The sequence below is a fragment of the Polaribacter cellanae genome, assembly GCF_017569185.1.
Classification (GTDB): Bacteria; Bacteroidota; Bacteroidia; order Flavobacteriales; family Flavobacteriaceae; genus Polaribacter; species Polaribacter cellanae.
In genome coordinates this window covers 2,597,669-2,617,376 of sequence record NZ_CP071869.1, presented here as the reverse complement: position 1 = coordinate 2,617,376, position 19,708 = coordinate 2,597,669, and the positions used below count along the sequence as shown (strand labels likewise).

Here is a 19,708-nt window from a genome sequence, read left to right as displayed (position 1 = left end):
ATTAATTCTTTTTTAATGAACGAAACAAAGGTATTACATATTGTTGAATCTTTTGGTGGTGGAATTTATACCTATCTTAAAAATTTTACTAAGTTTATACAAAATGATAAAAACATTTACATAAAAACTTATATTGTATACAGTGGAAAAAGAAAAGAAATTGATAGTCTAATAATTGATAAAGAGTTCCCTGATAAAGTAAAAATGATTGAAATAGCAATGGAGAGAGAGATTTCTCTAATTGAAGATTTTAAATCTACACGAAAAATTATTAAAATTATTAAAAAAATAAGACCAGATGTAATTCATTTACATTCTTCTAAAGCTGGTGTGTTAGGTAGAATTTCAAATTTTTTTATTGCGGATAAAATTCAATTATTTTATACGCCACATGGATATTCTTTTGTTAGAAAAGATATTTCCCCAATTAAGAAGAAGATATTCTATTATATAGAAAAAATATCTGGAAAGATTTTTAAAAGTACAACAATAGCGTGTGGTGATTCAGAGTTTAAATTAGCTAAAAAAATTAATAACTCGAAATTGGTTAGAAATGGTGTTTTCATTCAAGAAAAAGAAACAAATGTTAAAACCCCAACAAATAATACTTTGTTACTTGGAACAGTTGGAAGAATTACTGAAGCAAGAAATCCAAGGTTATTTAATGATATTGCGCTAAAATATCCAAATTATAATTTTTTATGGATTGGTGGTGGAGAATTAAAATCATTACTAACCGCACCAAATATAAAAATAACAGGATGGTTAAATGAGCAAAAAGAAGTTCTAAAATTCTTAGAAACATTAGATATATATTTGCAAACATCTTTATGGGAAGGTTTACCTATTGCTGTTTTAGAAGCAATGGCTCATAAAAAACCTGTTATAGCAACTAATATAATTGGAAATAAAGACGCTGTTCTTCATGAAAAAACAGGATATTTATTTAATAATATTACAGAAATCGATAAATATGTATTATTACTCAAAGACAAATTAAAAAGAGCTGAAATTGGTGAGAATGGTTTTGTTAGGTGTAAAAAATATTTTGATAATAAAAAAAATTTTAAACAATTGGTCTCTCTTTATCTAGAAAGTTCTTTAGAAAATAAGCTGTAAAGATAGAAATCCAAAAGCCACTGAAAACAATACCATCAAAACGTATTAAAAAATCGTCTACTAAATTTGATAGTAAAAAAATAATAAAGAAAGACAATAACACAGGATTTGTTGTTTTATACCCCAAGTATGCTATAAAAAATATATAAATAAAAACCACAATAAAACCTAAAAAACCAAATTTTATTGTAGAGTTTAGAAATTGGTTATGAGGAGGGAATTGATTTCTTTCAAGAAATTTTTGATTTGTACGCTTATAATAATTAAACAATTCGTTATTACTATCACTTGCTCCAACTCCATACAGCAAATTTTCCGAAGCTACTTCATAGGATGCTTTCCATATAGATAATCTTGTTACTAGTGAGTTATAAATAGTTGACTCTGGATTTTCTATACTATCTAAATTCCCAATTTTATCCATATGTGCAAAAGTTACTTTAGAATATTTTTCTTTCATATAAGGGTTATTTTTCAAATAAAATGAAAAAATTACTCCAATTAAAATAAAAGTAGAGAATGTAACTATAAATATCTTTTTAAAATTAGCTCTTTTTTTAGCTTCTAATAGAATAACAACTAATACTCCAACGAAAACTTCCATTAAAGCCAATCTTGTATTTACTATAAGAATTAAGAAAAAACTTAATCCAAATAGAAGTAAATTTAAACTCGTTTTAATTATTTTTCTTTCAGCTAATTCTTCTATTAGAAACCAAAAGCAACAAATCGATATAAAAGACAAATGCATATTTAACGCTGGTGCATGCATCCCAAAACTTTTTGCAAACTCGTAACCACTTTCCCAAAGCTCTTTACCTTTTAAATAAACATCGAAAAATTTTGGTGAAATGATAGCAAAACGAATAAATAAAAGAAATGTTATTATAATTGAAATAATCGTATAGCTTCGAAGAAGCTTATAAAATTTAACTCTTTTAAAATTTCCAACAATAATTAAAGGAAATATAATAAGAGTTACTACTTTTTCTATAGATTTTATTCCATTTATAAAGCTTTTATTATTCCAAAAAAACAAAAACTCTAATATGAACGGAGAGCCTATTAATAGAATAAAAAGAGCATGTTTTTTCTTAAGATTATTTTTCTTGTAATTAATTAAATTAAATAATACAAAAAGAATAATTATAATGGTACAAACTTTTCTAAAAAAAATGGTTGAAGCTATTACTAGTAGAAATAATCGAAAAATTTTATCAAATTTTTTATCTGAAAGAATCATAGTACAAAATAAAATAAATTAATGGAAAAACACCCATTTTATGCCTAATAGCTGAGCCTAAATCAGGCTCAAAAACACCTTGAATCATAAAATATGAAAAAACCATATTAAAAACCCAAAGGCTCGTATTTTTATAGGTTCCCTTTTTTAAGGTTTTATCATATCTTATTAATAATATTAATAACATTAATAACTGCCAAAAAATAAACATTATTATTTGTGGCTTAAATATATGTTTAAAACTATTTAATGGCAAATTAACAGAAAAAAAACCATACATAATTCCTACAGTTTCACCATACCATTTGTTAGTATCTACTGGAGAAACAATAACGGAGTTTGTTGCTTTACCTCCATCTCTAATATTATTTATGTATTCTCTAGATGATTGAGACATAAACTCTCCTTTTAAAAAACCATAACTTAAAGACATCATTATTGTAACTAAAAGACCATAAAAAAAAATAGCAGTTTTTTTATTATTAAGTTTTACTTTATTAATTAAAAAAAGAATAGGAGTTAAAACTGCCACCAAAATAAAATACGGTCTAAAGAAAATTCCAAAAAAGAAAACTAAAAGCAAACAAAAAATAATTTTTTTGTAAAATATAATATTCTTTTGTAGGATAAAAACAATAATAGATAAATATAAGAAATTAATAAACTCTTTACTAGGCATACACAGAAATACAGCGAGTATAATAAAACTTAAATATACCAATACATTTTTAACATTAACTATTTGAAATCTTTTTGGAATTCCTATTTTATAAAGTATATAAATTACGACAGAGTATTGTAAAGCTCCTATGATAGCAAAATGTAAATTTTTTAAACCTGTGATATGATAAAACCAAATAGTAAATGGATAACTACCAATTAAACCTATTTCGTTATGTTTATCTTCTATGAGCACAGCAGTATCGTAAAAAAACCTTTCTGGTAAAATAAAAACACCTAAAATGCTCACTATTAAACCTAAAAGAAATAGTGTAAAAAAAATTAATTTTGATTTGTTTATAAAAGATTTCAAAATCTTTATATTTTTTATTCTTTAAATATTATTTCTTCTATTTTACTAGCAATTTTCTCCCAAGTTAAACTTTGTTTTTTAAGTTTAAGTTTGTTTTTTATGCTATAATATCTCGTCTTATCATTAAAGACTGTATCTATTGCTTTCGAAATACTCTCTGTATTAGGGTTGCACCAAATACACTCATCGTCTTCTAGCTGTTCTGTAAAACCACCTACATTCGTACAAATCATCGGTAGTTCACAAAATATGCCTAATGTAATAACACCAGATTGGGAAGCTTCTTTATAGGGTAAAACTAATACATCTGCCCAACTGAGTAATTCTCCTATTTCTTTTTCGGAAAGATACTTATCTATTAAACTAATTTGATTAGTGTCGACAAAATTTATGTAATATTGACTTTTCCCAGCTATTATCAATTTATCAAAACTTTTGCTTGATAATTGAGCCGCATCAATTAACATTTCCACACCTTTATATTTATCAATTCTTCCGAAAAAAAGAAGATTTTTTGTGTTTCTAATTTTTGTGTTTTTTTTAAAAAATTTATTTTCAATAATTGGATGTGGTACAATATGATGTTTTTTTAAATATCCTAATTCATTCTCTACAAGACCTTTAACATATGAGGTTAAATAAATAATTTCTGAAGCTTTTTTTATTCTATAATTAGTCATTTTTTGTGAGACAATATTTCTTTCTCCAGCATGCAAAACACCATCGTGAATTGTAAATACTATTTTTCTATTTAAAATTTTAAATAGAAAAATAAAAGGAAAGTCCCACAAATGTTGATAAGGAAGATATAAGGTATTGTATTTTTTAATGATTTTAGGACTTAATAAGAGAAGTACTATTGGTAAATAAAAAAAAGTATTTAAAAGAAAAGTAATTTTATTTGTATAAGTTTTTATCTCTATTGAGTTTGGTATTTTATTTTTAATTAACCTATTCTTCGAAATTAGAATATCAAAACTTTGATTTTTAATTTTTTTTGCAATTTCCTCTCCATAAATTGGGAGCGAACCAGTTCTTCCTAATGATAGAATTAAAACCTTTTCCATATTTCTTAAAACTTAGCAAAGATTTTTATATTATCTTTTCTATATATAATTATTGCAGACAAAATATTCCAAAAAACTAAGCTACAGCTAAAAGCTATTGAAGCTCCAACCATACCATAGTTTGGAATTAAAATTAGATTTAATAAGAAATTTATAATAACTGCTCCCAAAAGAATATTTTTAAATATATTCTGCCTACCTGTCATATTTAAATATACTGTAACTGAGCCAAAAAGAGTACAAAAACCTTGACTAAAAACCATTATTAACAATGGGTATTTAGCCTCAATATAATTCTCTCCAAAGAAACTCAAAATCTTTTCAGAAAATAAAAATATTGATAATATTAAAGGTAGAGATAACAAAAAGATAATTCTAGCAGAATTATTTAAAAGTTTATTTAATTCTAAAAAATTATTATTTTTATAAAACTCGGCAATTTTCGATGAGGCATTCACATTTATTGCGTTTATAATCATAGATATAATTAGTACAAATTTAACTGCCACACTATAATAGGCTACTATAGAATTATTTCTATATTTTTTAAGAAACATAACATCTATACTTAGTAATAAAAAAAAAGCCATACTGCTAATTGCGATTGGATATGATTTATTAAAGACTTGTCTAGTACTTATTATACTACCTTTAATTTCTCTGTTTTTTAATTTTGAAAATCTCCAAAAAATTAAAATAGATGAAACCATCGCAATTAAAACAAAACCAAATAAAAAAACATATATCAATAATTCTTTCTTATCTATATAAAACAAAACTAGTGAACCTAAGAATACTGGAATATATTTTACAATATTTCTAAATAACTCAGACATGGAAATCATATCCAACGTTCTCATTACTTCTGAATTAAGAGTTGATATTGAATAGAAAAATAATAAAGAAAAACTATATAATAATATTCGGTAAATATTTACATCTCTAAAAAAATCAATAAATATCGATTCTTTTACTAAGCAAATTAAGGTAAACAGACTAAGAGATATAAAAAAAATTATCTTAATCATCTTAATATAGACTGAACGAATTTCGCTTGATCTACCTTGACTATCTAAAATTCCTTTAAAGTAAAGTATTGATTGATCTGTACCCAATAGACATATACTACCAAATAAGAAAATAACGGATCTAACGAAATCGTACTGTCCAACGATATTTGATGGGTAAAAATTTGTAAGATAAAGTGTAAAGCCAAATAGTAATACTATACCAGAAACCCTAAAAAGTAAAACTTTAATAGTTTGTAGAAACAATTTGTTTTTCAAGGTTTTTCTAATCTTATCTTTCATTTATTAATATTTAGAATTAAGAAAAATTATATTTTTTATCCAAATCAAAAATATTAATCTCTTTACTATTCATTTTATATTTAAAGTTTTTATTAGAAATAATGCTATTTAATTTCAATTCTTATGAGAAAACATAAGAATCTCTAAAATAGAAAAAAATTTAATAAAGTTAAAAAGGATAGGTTTTTCAGTATAATTAAGTTATCTAAAATTATTTTTTTAGCATAATTTTATTTCAAATACCAATCATACATCATTTGTACTCCTTTTTCTAATTTTACAGCATGTTGCCAACCTAATTTTTCTAACTTAGAAACATCTGTAACTTTACGCATTGTACCATCTGGTTTGTCTTTATTAAAAACAAATTTACCTTTATAACCAACAATTTCTTTTATAAGATTCGCTAAATCTTTAATAGAAATATCGTTTCCTGTACCAATATTTATGTGTGTGTTTCGAACGTCTTTTTTATCTTTAATTAAATCTTTAAAATCTACATTTTGCATTATATGCACACAAGCATCTGCCATATCTTCCGACCATAAAAATTCGCGCATTGGATTTCCTGTTCCCCAGACTTCTATATTTTCTGATGAAACCCCGAATTTAGATAAAACAGTTTCAGCTTCACCGAAATTAGAGACACCCAAATCTTTTACAACTGCATCTTTTTTTCCTTCTTCTAATAGTTTTGCTAAATGAATTTTCTTGATTAATGCAGGTAAAACATGAGACTTTTCTAAATCGAAATTATCATTAGGACCATACAAATTTGTTGGCATTACAGAAATAAAGTTGGTTCTATATTGCAAATTATAACTTTCGCATAATTTTATTCCTGCAATTTTTGCGATTGCATACGGTTCATTTGTATATTCTAAAACATCTGTTAACAGTGAATCTTCTTTAATTGGTTGTGTCGCATTTTTAGGGTAAATACAAGTACTTCCTAAAAACAGTAGTTTTTTTACTCCAGAAACATAACTTTCGTGTATTACATTATTCTGAATCATTAAATTATGATAAATAAAATCTGCTCTGTAAGTATTATTTGCCACGATACCACCCACTTTTGCAGCGGCTAAAAAAACATAATCTGGTTTTTCTTTTGCAAAAAAATTAGCAGTTGCTTGCTGATTTGTTAGGTCTAATTCTTTATGCGTTTTAGTAACAATGTTTTTAAAACCTCTTCCTTGTAAGTTTTTCAGAAGCGCACTTCCAACCAAACCTCTATGTCCTGCAAGAAAAATTTTATCGCTTTTATTCATAATTATTTAAAATATCGTGTCCACCTTTCTTCAAATAAATTTCTTTTTTCATTAATTTCACATCGTTTTCCATCATATCTTTTACTAAATCTTGCAGTGTAAATTCTGGAACCCAACCTAGTTTTTCTTTTGCTTTGGTGGCATCTCCAATTAGTAAATCTACTTCTGTGGGTCTGTAATAATGTGGATCTATCGCAACAACTTCTTTACCTATTTCTAGATTAAATTCCGCATTAGAACACGATTTTATGTATCCTTTTTCTTTCTCTCCTTCTCCTTTAAATTCTATTTCTACACCAACTTCTTTAAAAGCCATTTTTACAAAATCTCTAACTTTTGTGGTTTTTCCTGTAGCAATTACCCAATCTTCTGGTGTGTCTGCTTGCAGAATCATCCACATCATTCGTACATAATCTTTTGCATGACCCCAATCTCTTTGTGCATCTAAATTGCCTAAATAAATTTTTTCTTGTAAACCCAAAGCAATTTTAGAAACCGCTCTCGTAATTTTTCTCGTAACAAAAGTTTCGCCTCTTATTGGAGATTCGTGATTGAATAAAATTCCATTACACGCAAATAAATTGTAAGCTTCTCTGTAATTTACAGTAATCCAATATGCGTACATTTTAGCAACTCCGTAAGGACTTCTTGGATAAAAAGGAGTGGTTTCTGTTTGTGGTACTTCTTGCACTTTACCATACAACTCGGATGTTGATGCTTGGTAAATTTTTGTCTTTTTTTCGAGATTTAAAATTCGTATTGCTTCTAACAATCTTAAAGTTCCTAAACCATCTACATTTGCAGTATATTCTGGGGTTTCAAAAGAAACATGCACATGGCTCATTGCTGCTAAATTATAGATTTCGTCTGGCTTTACTTCTTGTATGATTCTAATTAAATTAGAAGTATCTGTCATGTCTCCATAATGCAAAAACAAATTCCTGTTTTCTATATGTGGGTCTTGGTATAAATGATCTATTCTTTGTGTGTTAAAACTAGAAGCTCTTCTTTTAATTCCATGAACTTCGTACCCTTTTTTTAATAAAAGTTCTGTTAAGTAAGCTCCATCTTGTCCTGTAACTCCAGTAATTAATGCAATTTTCTTCATTTATAATAATTTTCTCTTAAAAAAAAAGTGATATACAAACATACGATTTTAGTTGTAAAAACCATCTAATTTTATAAGTGATAAAAAATTAAAACGAGTTAAAATTGCAAGCTAGCGTTTGTATTACTATTGAAATATATAATATTTTTGGGTACATCTCGCTAAACTTGGACGTTGTTTAAAATCGAAACCTAAAGTAATCATATGCGAACCCATATTAAAAGCTTGCGTTTTATTTGTATTTATGCCAAAACCATAAGAAGCATACAGGTTTCCTCTTTTAATACCAACGATTGGAGCTACGCTATTTGGTGTTAAAAATTGATCGTTTAAGAAATTATAACTCAAACCTACCCACACGTAGCCATTATTCATTTTTCTCCTAAGTTTCACATTCAAATCTGTTCTAGATCTTTTATCTGCTTCATAATATTCTACTAAAATAGAAGGCTCTAACTCGTAATTATAAGAAAATTTATTAAAAACGTAAGAGTTAAAAAGAGAATATCTTCTTGTAACTATTGGCTCTCCATTTGTAAATGTATGTTCGTCTTTGTCTAATAAATTAGAAATATTTAAACTTACGCTATAATGATTAAATCGATATAGAAAACTCAAGTCGAAATTAGAGGAATTTACACCTCTATCGTCTATAACAGAGCTATCTGATCCAGTAAAATTACCTGTATCTATTCTAAACATATTGTAACTATACGTAAAACCAAAAGATAAAAAACTGTCGTTAAATCTACTTAATGTTAGATGACTTGCAAAAGTTAGTTTTACGCCTTGTTGAGTGGTATTTCCATTTCTATCGTTAAATACAACCAAACCTCCACCAAAGCGATCTGCAATTCTAGTTTCTATGGAAAAAGATTGTGTGTCTGGCGCATTTTTTACCCCTAACCATTGAGATAATCCGTTAATTCGTATTCTTACCCCAGTTCCAATACCTGCATATGCTGGTGTAATCATAAAAGGATTGTCTCCCATATAATTTAAATACTGAGGCAAATTATTTTCTTGTGCAAAAAGACTAAAATTAGTTATAAAACAAATAACTATTATATATATTTTTTTCATATTTAATTATCTGTAAAGTGTAAAATTTCCCATTAATTTTTTCTTTTCTCCTAGGATGTCTTTGTAGTAAATTACGTACCAATAATCGCCACTAGGCATTGGTTTTCCATTATAAAAACCATCCCAACCTTTTTGAATTCCTTTAAATTCTTTTAAAAGTCTACTATATCTATCGAAAACAGAAACTTCAATTTCGTGATACTCTTCAATTTTTTTTGGATACCAATAATCATTTTCATTATTATTATTTGGTGTAAAGAAATTAGGAATCGTAATGTCTATATATTCTCCTTCTACTGTTGCAGAAACTTCACAACCTATCGCATCTTTAACTGTAATCGTATATGTTTTAGTAGCAGTAATTAAAAAATTATTGTCCCAATTAAAATCACCTCCATTTAAACTATAGGTATATGGTGGAGAACCGCCCAAAGGGTTTGCTATAATTTTATTTTTTGTACTAGTATCAAGTACAAGTTCTATAGGATCTATATTCTCGACTTCTACTTCTTTTGTAACAGAACAACCATTAACATGTAAGGCTTCTAACATATATTTACCTGGAGATAAATTAGTATATTTTCCATCTGTTGTATAGTTTGTACCATCTAAAGAATACGTAATTTTATCTTGGTATTCGCTATTTATTCTACCAGAGATTACAGCTCCCTTATCACAAGAGTATGTTACGTTTGCAAATAAATTTAATTTTACTGCAGGCTCAAGAGAAACATCAATTACTTTTTCGCATCCATTTTGTCCTTTTACAACAACTGTATACGACTTTCCTCCTTCTAGGTTAGAAAAAATAGTACGACCCACTACAAAAGCTCCATTATTTAATTTAGTTTTATAAGGTGCTTGATCTCCAGAAATATCGAGCTCGAACGAAGCATTTCCTGTTCCTAAACATGTTTCTTCTTTAATGTTAACAGGTTTTACTTTTAATTCTTTAGGTTCTTTTATAGTAACAGTTTGTTTAATTGGTTTGCAAGCTAGTTCGTCTTTTACAGTAACTTCATAAGTTCCTGAAGGTAGTTTTCCAAAAACACTTTGTTTTTTAAAATTTACTCCATCTATACTGCACCACAAATCTCCTTTTCCACCCTTAGCATCGATTGTAATAACCCCATTATTTTCGCCAAAACAAGAAATATCTTTCGTAGAAACTGGTGTATTAAAAACTAATGGCTCTGGATTATTAATTACAATATCTTTGGTTAGAACACAACCACTTTTATGAGATACTGTTAATGTGTGAGTACCTGAATCTATATTTTTAAAAATTCCTGAAACTTGTGGTGTACCACCATCTAAAGAAAATTTAATTTCATTTACAAAAGATGGGTTTACAGAAGCAGTAATTGTGGTTAAATAATTAGAACAATTTACATTTAAAGCAGTTTGTAAGTTTAAATTTACTGCTTCCTTTAATGGAACAGAAACCACTGTTTCGCAACCCATACTGTCTTCGATAGAAACCACATATGTTTTTCCTCCAGTAAGATTATTATAATATAGTTGATTATCAACAAAAACACCATTATCTAATTTCGTTTTATAAGGTGCTGTTCCTCCAGAAATTTTTATAGAAAAGGAAGCGTCTCCATTTTTAAAACAAGTCTCTTCTTTAATATTTGTTACTGATGCTGTTAACTGGGAAGGCTCACTTATAGTTACTCTTTGTAATATAAAACAACCACTTTCGTCTTGAACAATTACATCGTAATTTCCTGATGATAAACCAGTAAATGTATTTTTAGTTTCGAATTTTAATTGATTTATGCTATAAATTAAATTTCCTGTACCGCCTTTTGCATCAATTGTAATTGAACCATCATTGGATCCAAAGCAACTAATATTTGTTACTTTTATGGGTGTATTTAATTCTAAAGGAACTGGGTCTGCAATTGTGTGCAGAGCAGTAGTTGTTTGGCAATCGCCACTTGTAACTCTAATTTTATAAGTTCCAGCACCTAAATTTGCAAATGTTTCTGATGTTTGTTGTGGTCTTAAAACTGTATTAGAACTATCTAATAATTCGTATAAATTATTGCCCAAACCACCAGAAACATTGGCCGAAAGTACTGCTGTGTTTTCAGCTGCGCAATTTACTAAAGCAACATCTAAATGTAAGGTTGCAGTAAGTGGGGTAATTGGTAAAATTTCGATGGTCTCAGATGCATTAGAAATACATCCATTTACATCTTTTGCATAAAATTGATGTTTTCCAGGAGCAACATTAAAAATAGAACTGTTACTAAAATTAATTCCGTCGGAACTAAAGGTGTAATTTCCTGCTCCACCACTTGCTGTTAAGGTAATAGAAGCATTTCCATTGAAACAAGAAACAGTACTTGTAATTGTTGCTTGAACTTCTACTTTAGTGGGCTCGTTAATAGTAATTGGTAATTCTAAATCGCAAGAGTAATCATCGGAAATTGTAACAATGTATTTTCCTGCAGCTAAGTTCTTAAAAACATTCGATTTTTGTTTTGCAGAAATTGCTTGACCATCTAACTGAATTTGATACCAATAGTTTGGTGGGCTTCCTTGTCCGCCAGAAGTAACATCTACTCGAACAGCAGCATTAGAATCTCCAAGACATAAATTAGAAGTTGTTTCAACTAAAGTTGCTTGAATTGGTTTTGGAGCCTCTAAAACTACGTTTTTAACAACCTCACAATTATTTTTATCTTTTACAGCAACTACATAGGTTCCAGATTTTAAATTTTCAAAGCTGTTATTTGTATTAAAATCTTGAATAATAGTTCCTGACAAAGTGGTTACTTTATATTGATATTCTTCCCAACCTCCAGTTGCACTTATAAATATTTTTCCACTATTTAAAACTGCACAATTTGCAGGTGTTTTTGTTGTTGTAAAATCTAAAGGTTGCAAAGGATTATAAATACTAAACACTTCTGAAGTTATTGTACAAAAAGGACTGTTTGGCATTGTTACTACTGCATAATATTCTCCTACAGGTAAATTACTTATAGTAGTTGCTCTTGTTCCTACACCAGAAATAGAAGTTGCTGTTCTAGTTGCATTATCATATAAAACATAATTATAAGAATTTGTATATGGAGTCGCGACACTAAAATCTAACATTATTTTACCAGTACTTGATCCGAAACAAGTTACGTCTTCTTGTTTTTTTATAGTTAATGCAAATGGTTTACTATTTAAAACTTGATGAGAAATATCTGTACTACAACCAGAAGTTATATCTTTTACAGAAATCGTATAGTTATCTGCCGCCAAATTTGTAAATTTTCCTGTGTTATTTGTTGCCGAAAAACCTTTTTCTCCCACAATTGAATAACGAACATTTGTTATTGGAAATGTAGATGTATAACTTACAGAAATATCTTCTCCAGTAAAACAATCTAATGCTTTATCTACAGTAACTTTTACGGAAGATATTTCTGAAAATGGTAAAATTGTAGCATTTGTAGTTCCAATACAACCTAAAGAATCGTAAATATTAATGGAATAATTGCCTCCGTTTTTATTGTTAGAAACAAATGTGGCACTTGTTCCTCTTTGCAAAATTACATCGTCTACAGTAGTTGCTGTTTTTTTGGTATCAACAAATTCGAAAATTGTATAAATACCACTACCACCAATTATTGCTGTTTTATCAACAATAATTCTAGCATTTTTATTTATGTTAGCAGTTGTACAACTAAATTCTTCTACAATTGGTGTAGGAACCACAATTGCATTATTTTCGTTAATTTTTATGGCAGATTTTACAAAACTACATCCATTAGATCCTAAAGCTGTAATTGTATAAGTTCCTGGTGAAACGTCTATAAAACTATTTGTATTTGCATCAAAAGTTCCGGAAACCGGATTAATACTATACGAATATGTTAAATTGGCTTTTAGATTTTTTAATAAAATACTTCCAGAATTGCTTCCCTCACATAAACTGTTATTTGTTGTATATGTAAATTCTGGTTTAGTAGATTCCTTAATTTCTACTTCTATTGTTTTAAAACATCCTGCTAAATTATCGTAAACTTTAACGTTATAAATCCCTTTTCCTAAACTTAATGTTGTTGGATTGCTCGCTAATTTCGCTTTTGCAAAAATTTCTGTTCCAGCACTATCATATACGTCATAATCATAATCACCTGAACCACTTATAACATTTAATGTTAAAGTTGCATTTGGATTTAAAGAACAATCTAAGTTTTTAGTTATAAGAGCTTCAAAATTTAAAGTCGGTATAATTGCTACTTTTTTAGAAGGGCTCTCACAACCATTGCTGTCTTTTATTTTTACTAAGTAATCTCCTACACTAAGATTTTCAAATTTTGATGTTGATACATAATTAACTCCATCATCAATGGAATAAAAATAAGGTGGCAAACCTTTTGCTCCAGTAATTGTAATTGTTTTATTCGCATCGCAATTATTTGTATTTATTTTTGAAATTTCTGGTTTCTCACTTACCTTTAGTGTTACAGAATTTAAATTTGTTCCACAACCAGATGCATCCTTTACAGAAACTAAAATTGTTGAAGAAATTGTTGCATCTACCAAATTAGATAGAGGAACTTCAATAGATTTATCTTTACTTGTAATTGGATTTACAAAATTAGTACTGGTAAGTGTATAGGTATAATCTCCAAATCCACCAGAAATTGAAGAAATTTCTACAATTCCAGGTAGTGCACAAGTAATATCTCTATTTTTAACTACAAGCCCAGTGATTGGTGCTCCTTTTTTAATTGTAACATCTAAACTTCCCCAAGAACAAGAAGCGCTATTTGTAATGGTAATATAATAATCTCCTGCTGCTAAATTACCAACTTTAATAGTATTCGTATTGGATTGACTTCCACTCTTTATTGCAGAACTGTTAGCCTTTTCGAACAACTTCCAATTAATTGTTCCACTTAAAGGGTTTTTAGAATCGTCTATAGAAAATTCAATTTCTCCAGTATTAGATGTTGCACAAGCGTTTTTCGTTACATTTCCAGTAATTAAAATATCTGGTTTGTATGTATCGTAAACGTCAACTTTATTTTGTTTTATACAACCTGTAGCATCTTTAACGTAAAAAGTATAACTTAAACCTGGTACAAGCTTATCAAAAATATAATCTGAAGAATTTGATGGTGTTGGGGTTTGCCAAGCTGTGGTAGAATTTATTGCAAACTGGTATGGACCAACTCCATCCTTTGCCTCAACCGTTACACTAAAACCGTCGGCACAACTTCCGCCAGCAGCCGTACTTACTAACAAGTTAGAAACTGGATAAGGAATTGTGTAAGCCTCTAATATTTTACTACATCTTACAGTAACACCATCCGCTTCTAATAAACGAATTATAGGATATACTTTGGTTCCTGAAACAAGCCCCATAAAAGTATTATTTGTACTCCAAGTCGTTCCATTATCTGCACTATATTGAATAATAGAGGATCCAAAACTATTGGTTACATTAAATTTAAAACCAAAATCTGCTGGTACATTCGAAGCGTTACAGGGTGGCACAATTGGCGAAATTGTTGCTTTTAGTTCTAATGGTTCTGTAATAACTGTAGTTGCTGTCTTAGTGCAACCGTCTTTTCCTGTAACTTTTATTGTATAATTTCCTTTTGATAAATTTGCATATTCATTAGAGTTTCCAATAAATGATGAAATGATATTAGTATATCCTGCAGGTTCTGTTACTTCAATTGTATATGGTGCAACACTTCCAGAAATATCAACTTTAATTTTTCCTTTATCACCAAAACATTTAGGGTTTGTTGTTGTAGCTGTAACAGCTAAATCTGGTGTTTTACGAATTGTAACTGTTTTTACAAATTCACAAAAACCAATATTTCCACTATTATCTCTTACATAAACATCGTAATCGCCTGCTGTAGAAATGTTTTTAATATTAGAGTTTATAAAGTTGGTTGTTGTTGGTGTGTTTCCTGTAGTTACAAAAGCGTATGTGTAAGAACCTTTTCCGCCAGTAGCTTTTGCGGTTATTGAACCAATAGTACAACTAATATCTTTTGCAACTACATTTACATTTAATTGTGGTGAAATTGTATGAGTTGTTGCTGTAGACTCACAACCTAATGCATCTTTTACATTTACAGTGTATTTTTTTGGTACTAAATTTTTAAATGTATAAGAATTTGGAGTTGCACTATCTGGTGTTAACCAAGGACCATTGTTTATCTTAAAAAGATAATTTCCATTTCCTTGCGTTACAGTAACTGTTATTTCTCCATTATTGCCTGTATAGCACTGTGTACTTGTAGCTGTATGTTTTAAAACTACTGGATTGTCTATTTTTATTACGGCATCTGTTTTTGCCAAACAACCATTTTTATCTTTTGCTTTTATGGTATAATTTCCTGCTGAAAGATTGGTGAACTTACTTTTCCAAGTAATACCATTATCGATACTAAATTCGTAGGGAGCAGTTCCTCCAGAGGCTTTAGGTGTTATGGTTGCATGTGTATTTGAACAGGATAAGTCTTTAGTAATACTAGCAGTAACAATTACTTCTGTTGGTTCTGAAATTGTTTGTGTTCCTAAATCTAAGGTACAAGAACCTTTTTTTAGTTGCACAGTATAACTTCCCTTAGAAAGCGTATTTAAAACAACTGGAGAAGTTGTAGTTGTTTTCCAACTTCCTCCATTTAAAGAGTATTGGAAGCTTCCCTCAAAATTTTCTGCATTTATAACAAAACCTCCATTAGAATTGCCATTACAAACCACATCTTTTACATTTGTAATACTTCCTTTAAACGCTTTATTAGCCAAAACATCTATTAATATTGTTTTTGTGCAATTGCTTCCATAATTTACTTTTACGGAATGGCTTCCTGCAGAAATATTACTAAAAACGTTATTCGTTCCAAAAGTTCCATTATTAAAGCTGTAACTATAATTTGCATTTGTTGGTGTAACTGTAATTGTTCCTTTTCCATCGCAAGAATAGGATACACTTGCTGTTAAAGTTGGTTCTGTAGGTAAAGAATTTATAACAATATTAGGTAATGTTAACACACAATTATTCGCATCTTTTATAGAAGGTAAAAAAGTACCTGCTTTTAAATTTTTAAAAATTTTGTTTGATACATAATTACTATTATCAAGACTAAATTTGTAGGGAGCTTTTCCTCCAGAAGGCGAAGTAAAAGTAATGTTTCCATCTGTGGTACATGTTAAGTTTTGGGTTAAACTTGCAGTTCCAATAATTACAGCAGGCTCTGTAATTGTTGCTGTTTTTTCGTAAGTACAAGTTTCTCCTGCCTTTTTTGCATTGATTTTAATTGTATAATTTCCTGGAGATAATTTATTAAAATATCCTTTTGTTTGGTAAGTTGTACCTCCATCAATACTATACTCTAAGCTGTAGCCTAAATCACTTCCACTTACAGTTAAATGAATACTTCCATTATCTTCGCCATTACAAGTGCTGTTTTTTATAGTTTCATTAAAAACTAATTCTTTTTCTTTTTGAATTTTTACTGAGTTAGATATTGACCAACAATTGTTGGAATCTATTACTAAAAACTTATAATCGCCTTCTTTTCCTGAAGTAATATCAACTGTTTTTGTAGTGAAAAAATCTGTAATAGGAATTGCATCTACAGAAGTATAAAGGTTGTTGCCATTATAAGACCAAATGGCAAAGTTATATTTTGGAACACCCCCAGAAGCGTTTAATTTAATAGAACCATCTAAACAGTTAATGTTTTTGGTTGTAGTTGCAGAAATAGTTAGTGGGTTTGGTTTTGTAAGTGTTACATTTCCTTTAAAACTACAAGTATTTGGGGCAGTTACTTCAACAGAATATGTTCCTCCTTTGGTTACCTCAAAACTATAATCGTTATTGTTAATTGGACCAGCAGAAGCTGTTAAATTACCATCTTTATATAATTTATAAGTATATTTTCCAGGAATATTATCTACTTGCACTCGAATTTTTCCTTTAGAATTTGAACATGTAAATGCTGTTGGGACTAATTTAACCTCAATATCTTTTTTTGCTATATCTATATTTGTAACTGTATAAATACAAGAACTTGCAGAACCTCCTTTTTTTCTTATATATAAATTATAACGACCTGCCTTATTTATCGGAAAAACATTACTTGTTTGGTAAGAGTTGGTAGTATTTGTTAAACTATATTCGTAATCTACTGGTACCTTATTAACTGTAATACTTCCTGCAGTTCCACAAATAATGTCTTTTTTAACAACTACTGGGTTTATAGTTGCTTTAAACACATTAAAATAAAATCTTTTAAAACATCCTCCTTGCGAACGTATTTCTAATCTATATTTTCCTGGTGTTTTTGCTGTATAATCGTTATCTGTTTTTACAGTATTCCATGTACAGGAATTATCTACATTTGCACAAGATGAATTTGTGACTGCTTTACATGAGGTTTCGTCTAATTTTTGCCATAGAATAGTGTTTGAATTTACAATACTTGTTTTAATTTCTTTTACGCTTTGGTCTCCACATAAATAAATTTCTGATAATTTAGAACCATCATTAGGGCAAGTTTTAATCTCGTCTGCATATAATAAAAGCGGGTTTTTTTGTGTCGTAAAAGATACCACATTTACAATTTCTGAAGTGCTAATACAACCAACAGGCGCTATCTTATCTACTGTATACTTACCTGTTTTAGAAACAGTTACAGATTGTTTGGTTCCAATAATTTTTCCGTTTTCATCTTTCCATTTATAAGAAAGAAAGCCATTTCCAGCAGTTAATACTACAGATGTTGCACAAAGTATTTCATTTCTTTCGTATTTACAACCAGAAACATCTACTAGAAAATTCGAGGGACCTTCTAGCCCAATATTACAGGCATTTACTCCGTAAAAACTTGGGTCGTCGTTTATTTCTATTCCACTAGTTTTACCCTTGTAACTTGTAAAAATTTGATTATCGATTTTATTAGAACAAACATCTCTTAAATCGTTACAATTATCTACCACTTTAACTTTTATACGAATATTGTATGCAGTACCTCCATTCTTTACTAATCTATTGGGAATATTAAATTTTAAAATACCTCTAAATCCGTTAGATTTTATTGGTGGATCATAAGTATAAGTAACTCCATTTGGAACAACTATATCGTTTTTTATAAAATCTACATTTTTGGGGAGTTTATCTACTAATATGGTATTTAAAGCATCGTCGTTTCCTTTGTTTCTAAAACTAACGTTATACCAAATTACATCGCCTAAATCAACATCATTTCCTGCAATATCATTTCCTTTTCCGTCATCAATAGTTTTAATTAATTCGATATTTGGTTCAATAATATCTACACTCATCGCATTTAAAAACACCCAATAAACATCTCCAGAAGAGGTTAACTTAATATCTGCTTTGGTTTGTCCATTACTAATTAATTTATTATTTACATTATTAATTGTAAATAAATCGGCATCAAAACCCAATGTATTTTCGCTGGCAGGAAATCTTCCTGCTAAATAAGTATCGTTAATAGTTATAGATCCATTAAAAAAATTATTTTTGGGATTTAAATTCGTGGTAGATAAATCTTGATAATTTCCATAGACATCTTTAATTTTAAATCGATCTCCATCAATAGCCTTATCTCCTTCTAAGGCAGCAACAAGCATTTTAGCTTTAACTGGACCTGTAGGAATTGTTTTAAACCCTGAGTAAGAAATATCTTGTGTCGAGCCAGAACCCACACTAGAAAATCCATCGAATATAGAAACTCTTCTACTTGGCTCTAAATCATTTTCGTAAACCACCACTAAAACCCAGCCTCCAGAGGATCCTAAACCTCCAGCATCTCTACCTACAATAGATCTTATGTTTGCAGCAAAATAATCTCCATTAGGAGATTTTAAACCCGCTACTAAATTAGTTACATCTTTATAGCATGTGTATGGTTTGCTAGTATCTTCTCCATCATCATAAATAACTTCTCCTGTAATATCTAAATAATTTCCGCCAGGAAGTTTAAATTTAATTTGATTAAAATCGGTCTTTCTAGGGGCAGAATTTACAGAAGTATCCCAATGAGTTCTTGGATACACTGCTGCCCAATACAAACCTGCATGAACGACTTTAGAACAACTAGGTAAGTTTAAGCTAGATTTACTTGAAGAGAATGTTGTTGGATCCGAATCAACATCAATATAATCCATAAAAACAAGTCCGTTAGATGCAAATCCATTGTAATTGTCGTTGGCATCTATACCATCTTGTTCTATACTAACAATACTATTTGAAATTATAGTAATGTCTCCTTTTAAATTAATACCTCCATTGGAAAGTCTTTGAGTGAAAGGAACATCTTTTCGAAAATTTACTTTTGTGCTCTTTTCTATATTTTGTACTTTTTTATTCTTTGTTTGAGCAGAAAAGCTTAATCCTAAGGTTTGTAATAAAAGTACAATTAGGACTAAAGTTGATTTAACATTTAGTGTTTTCATATTAGGGGTA

Annotated in this window: 9 protein-coding genes; 1 reads left to right on the top strand and 8 read right to left on the bottom strand. The window is 29.0% G+C overall.

Going from position 1 to position 19,708, the window contains the following annotated elements:
* Window positions 1–15 precede the first annotated feature (15 nt).
* Window positions 16–1,119 carry a glycosyltransferase gene (locus J3359_RS11770; protein ID WP_208077058.1) on the top strand — a complete coding sequence of 368 codons (1,104 nt, stop codon included), beginning with the start codon at window positions 16–18 and terminating at the stop codon, window positions 1,117–1,119.
* Here the strand turns inward: J3359_RS11770 and J3359_RS11765 are convergent.
* The 8 genes from J3359_RS11765 to J3359_RS11730 form a co-directional block, all read right to left on the bottom strand.
* Window positions 1,067–2,158 (bottom strand): O-antigen ligase family protein, encoded by a 1,092-nt coding sequence (locus J3359_RS11765; RefSeq protein WP_208077057.1) that lies wholly within the window; start codon window positions 2,156–2,158, stop codon window positions 1,067–1,069. The genes J3359_RS11770 and J3359_RS11765 overlap by 53 nt on opposite strands.
* Window positions 2,159–2,345: 187 nt before the next feature.
* Window positions 2,346–3,395 (bottom strand): hypothetical protein, encoded by a 1,050-nt coding sequence (locus J3359_RS11760; RefSeq protein ID WP_208077056.1) that lies wholly within the window; start codon window positions 3,393–3,395, stop codon window positions 2,346–2,348.
* Window positions 3,396–3,409: 14 nt separating this feature from the next.
* Window positions 3,410–4,462 (bottom strand): glycosyltransferase family 4 protein, encoded by a 1,053-nt coding sequence (locus J3359_RS11755; protein WP_208077055.1) that lies wholly within the window; start codon window positions 4,460–4,462, stop codon window positions 3,410–3,412.
* 5 nt (window positions 4,463–4,467) lie between these two features.
* Window positions 4,468–5,772 carry an MATE family efflux transporter gene (locus J3359_RS11750; protein WP_208077054.1) on the bottom strand — a complete coding sequence of 435 codons (1,305 nt, stop codon included), beginning with the start codon at window positions 5,770–5,772 and terminating at the stop codon, window positions 4,468–4,470.
* Between the two features lie 230 nt (window positions 5,773–6,002).
* Window positions 6,003–7,043: a GDP-L-fucose synthase family protein gene (locus J3359_RS11745; protein ID WP_208077053.1), complete on the bottom strand. Its 1,041-nt coding sequence runs from the start codon at window positions 7,041–7,043 to the stop codon at window positions 6,003–6,005.
* Window positions 7,036–8,151: a GDP-mannose 4,6-dehydratase gene (gene gmd / locus J3359_RS11740; protein ID WP_208077052.1), complete on the bottom strand. Its 1,116-nt coding sequence runs from the start codon at window positions 8,149–8,151 to the stop codon at window positions 7,036–7,038. Before gmd ends, J3359_RS11745 begins: the two co-directional genes overlap by 8 nt.
* A 126-nt stretch (window positions 8,152–8,277) precedes the next feature.
* Window positions 8,278–9,234 carry a PorP/SprF family type IX secretion system membrane protein gene (locus J3359_RS11735; protein ID WP_208077051.1) on the bottom strand — a complete coding sequence of 319 codons (957 nt, stop codon included), beginning with the start codon at window positions 9,232–9,234 and terminating at the stop codon, window positions 8,278–8,280.
* A gap of 6 nt (window positions 9,235–9,240) precedes the next feature.
* On the bottom strand, window positions 9,241–19,698 hold the full coding sequence (locus J3359_RS11730; protein WP_208077050.1) for a T9SS type B sorting domain-containing protein: 10,458 nt from the start codon (window positions 19,696–19,698) through the stop codon (window positions 9,241–9,243).
* Window positions 19,699–19,708 lie beyond the last annotated feature (10 nt).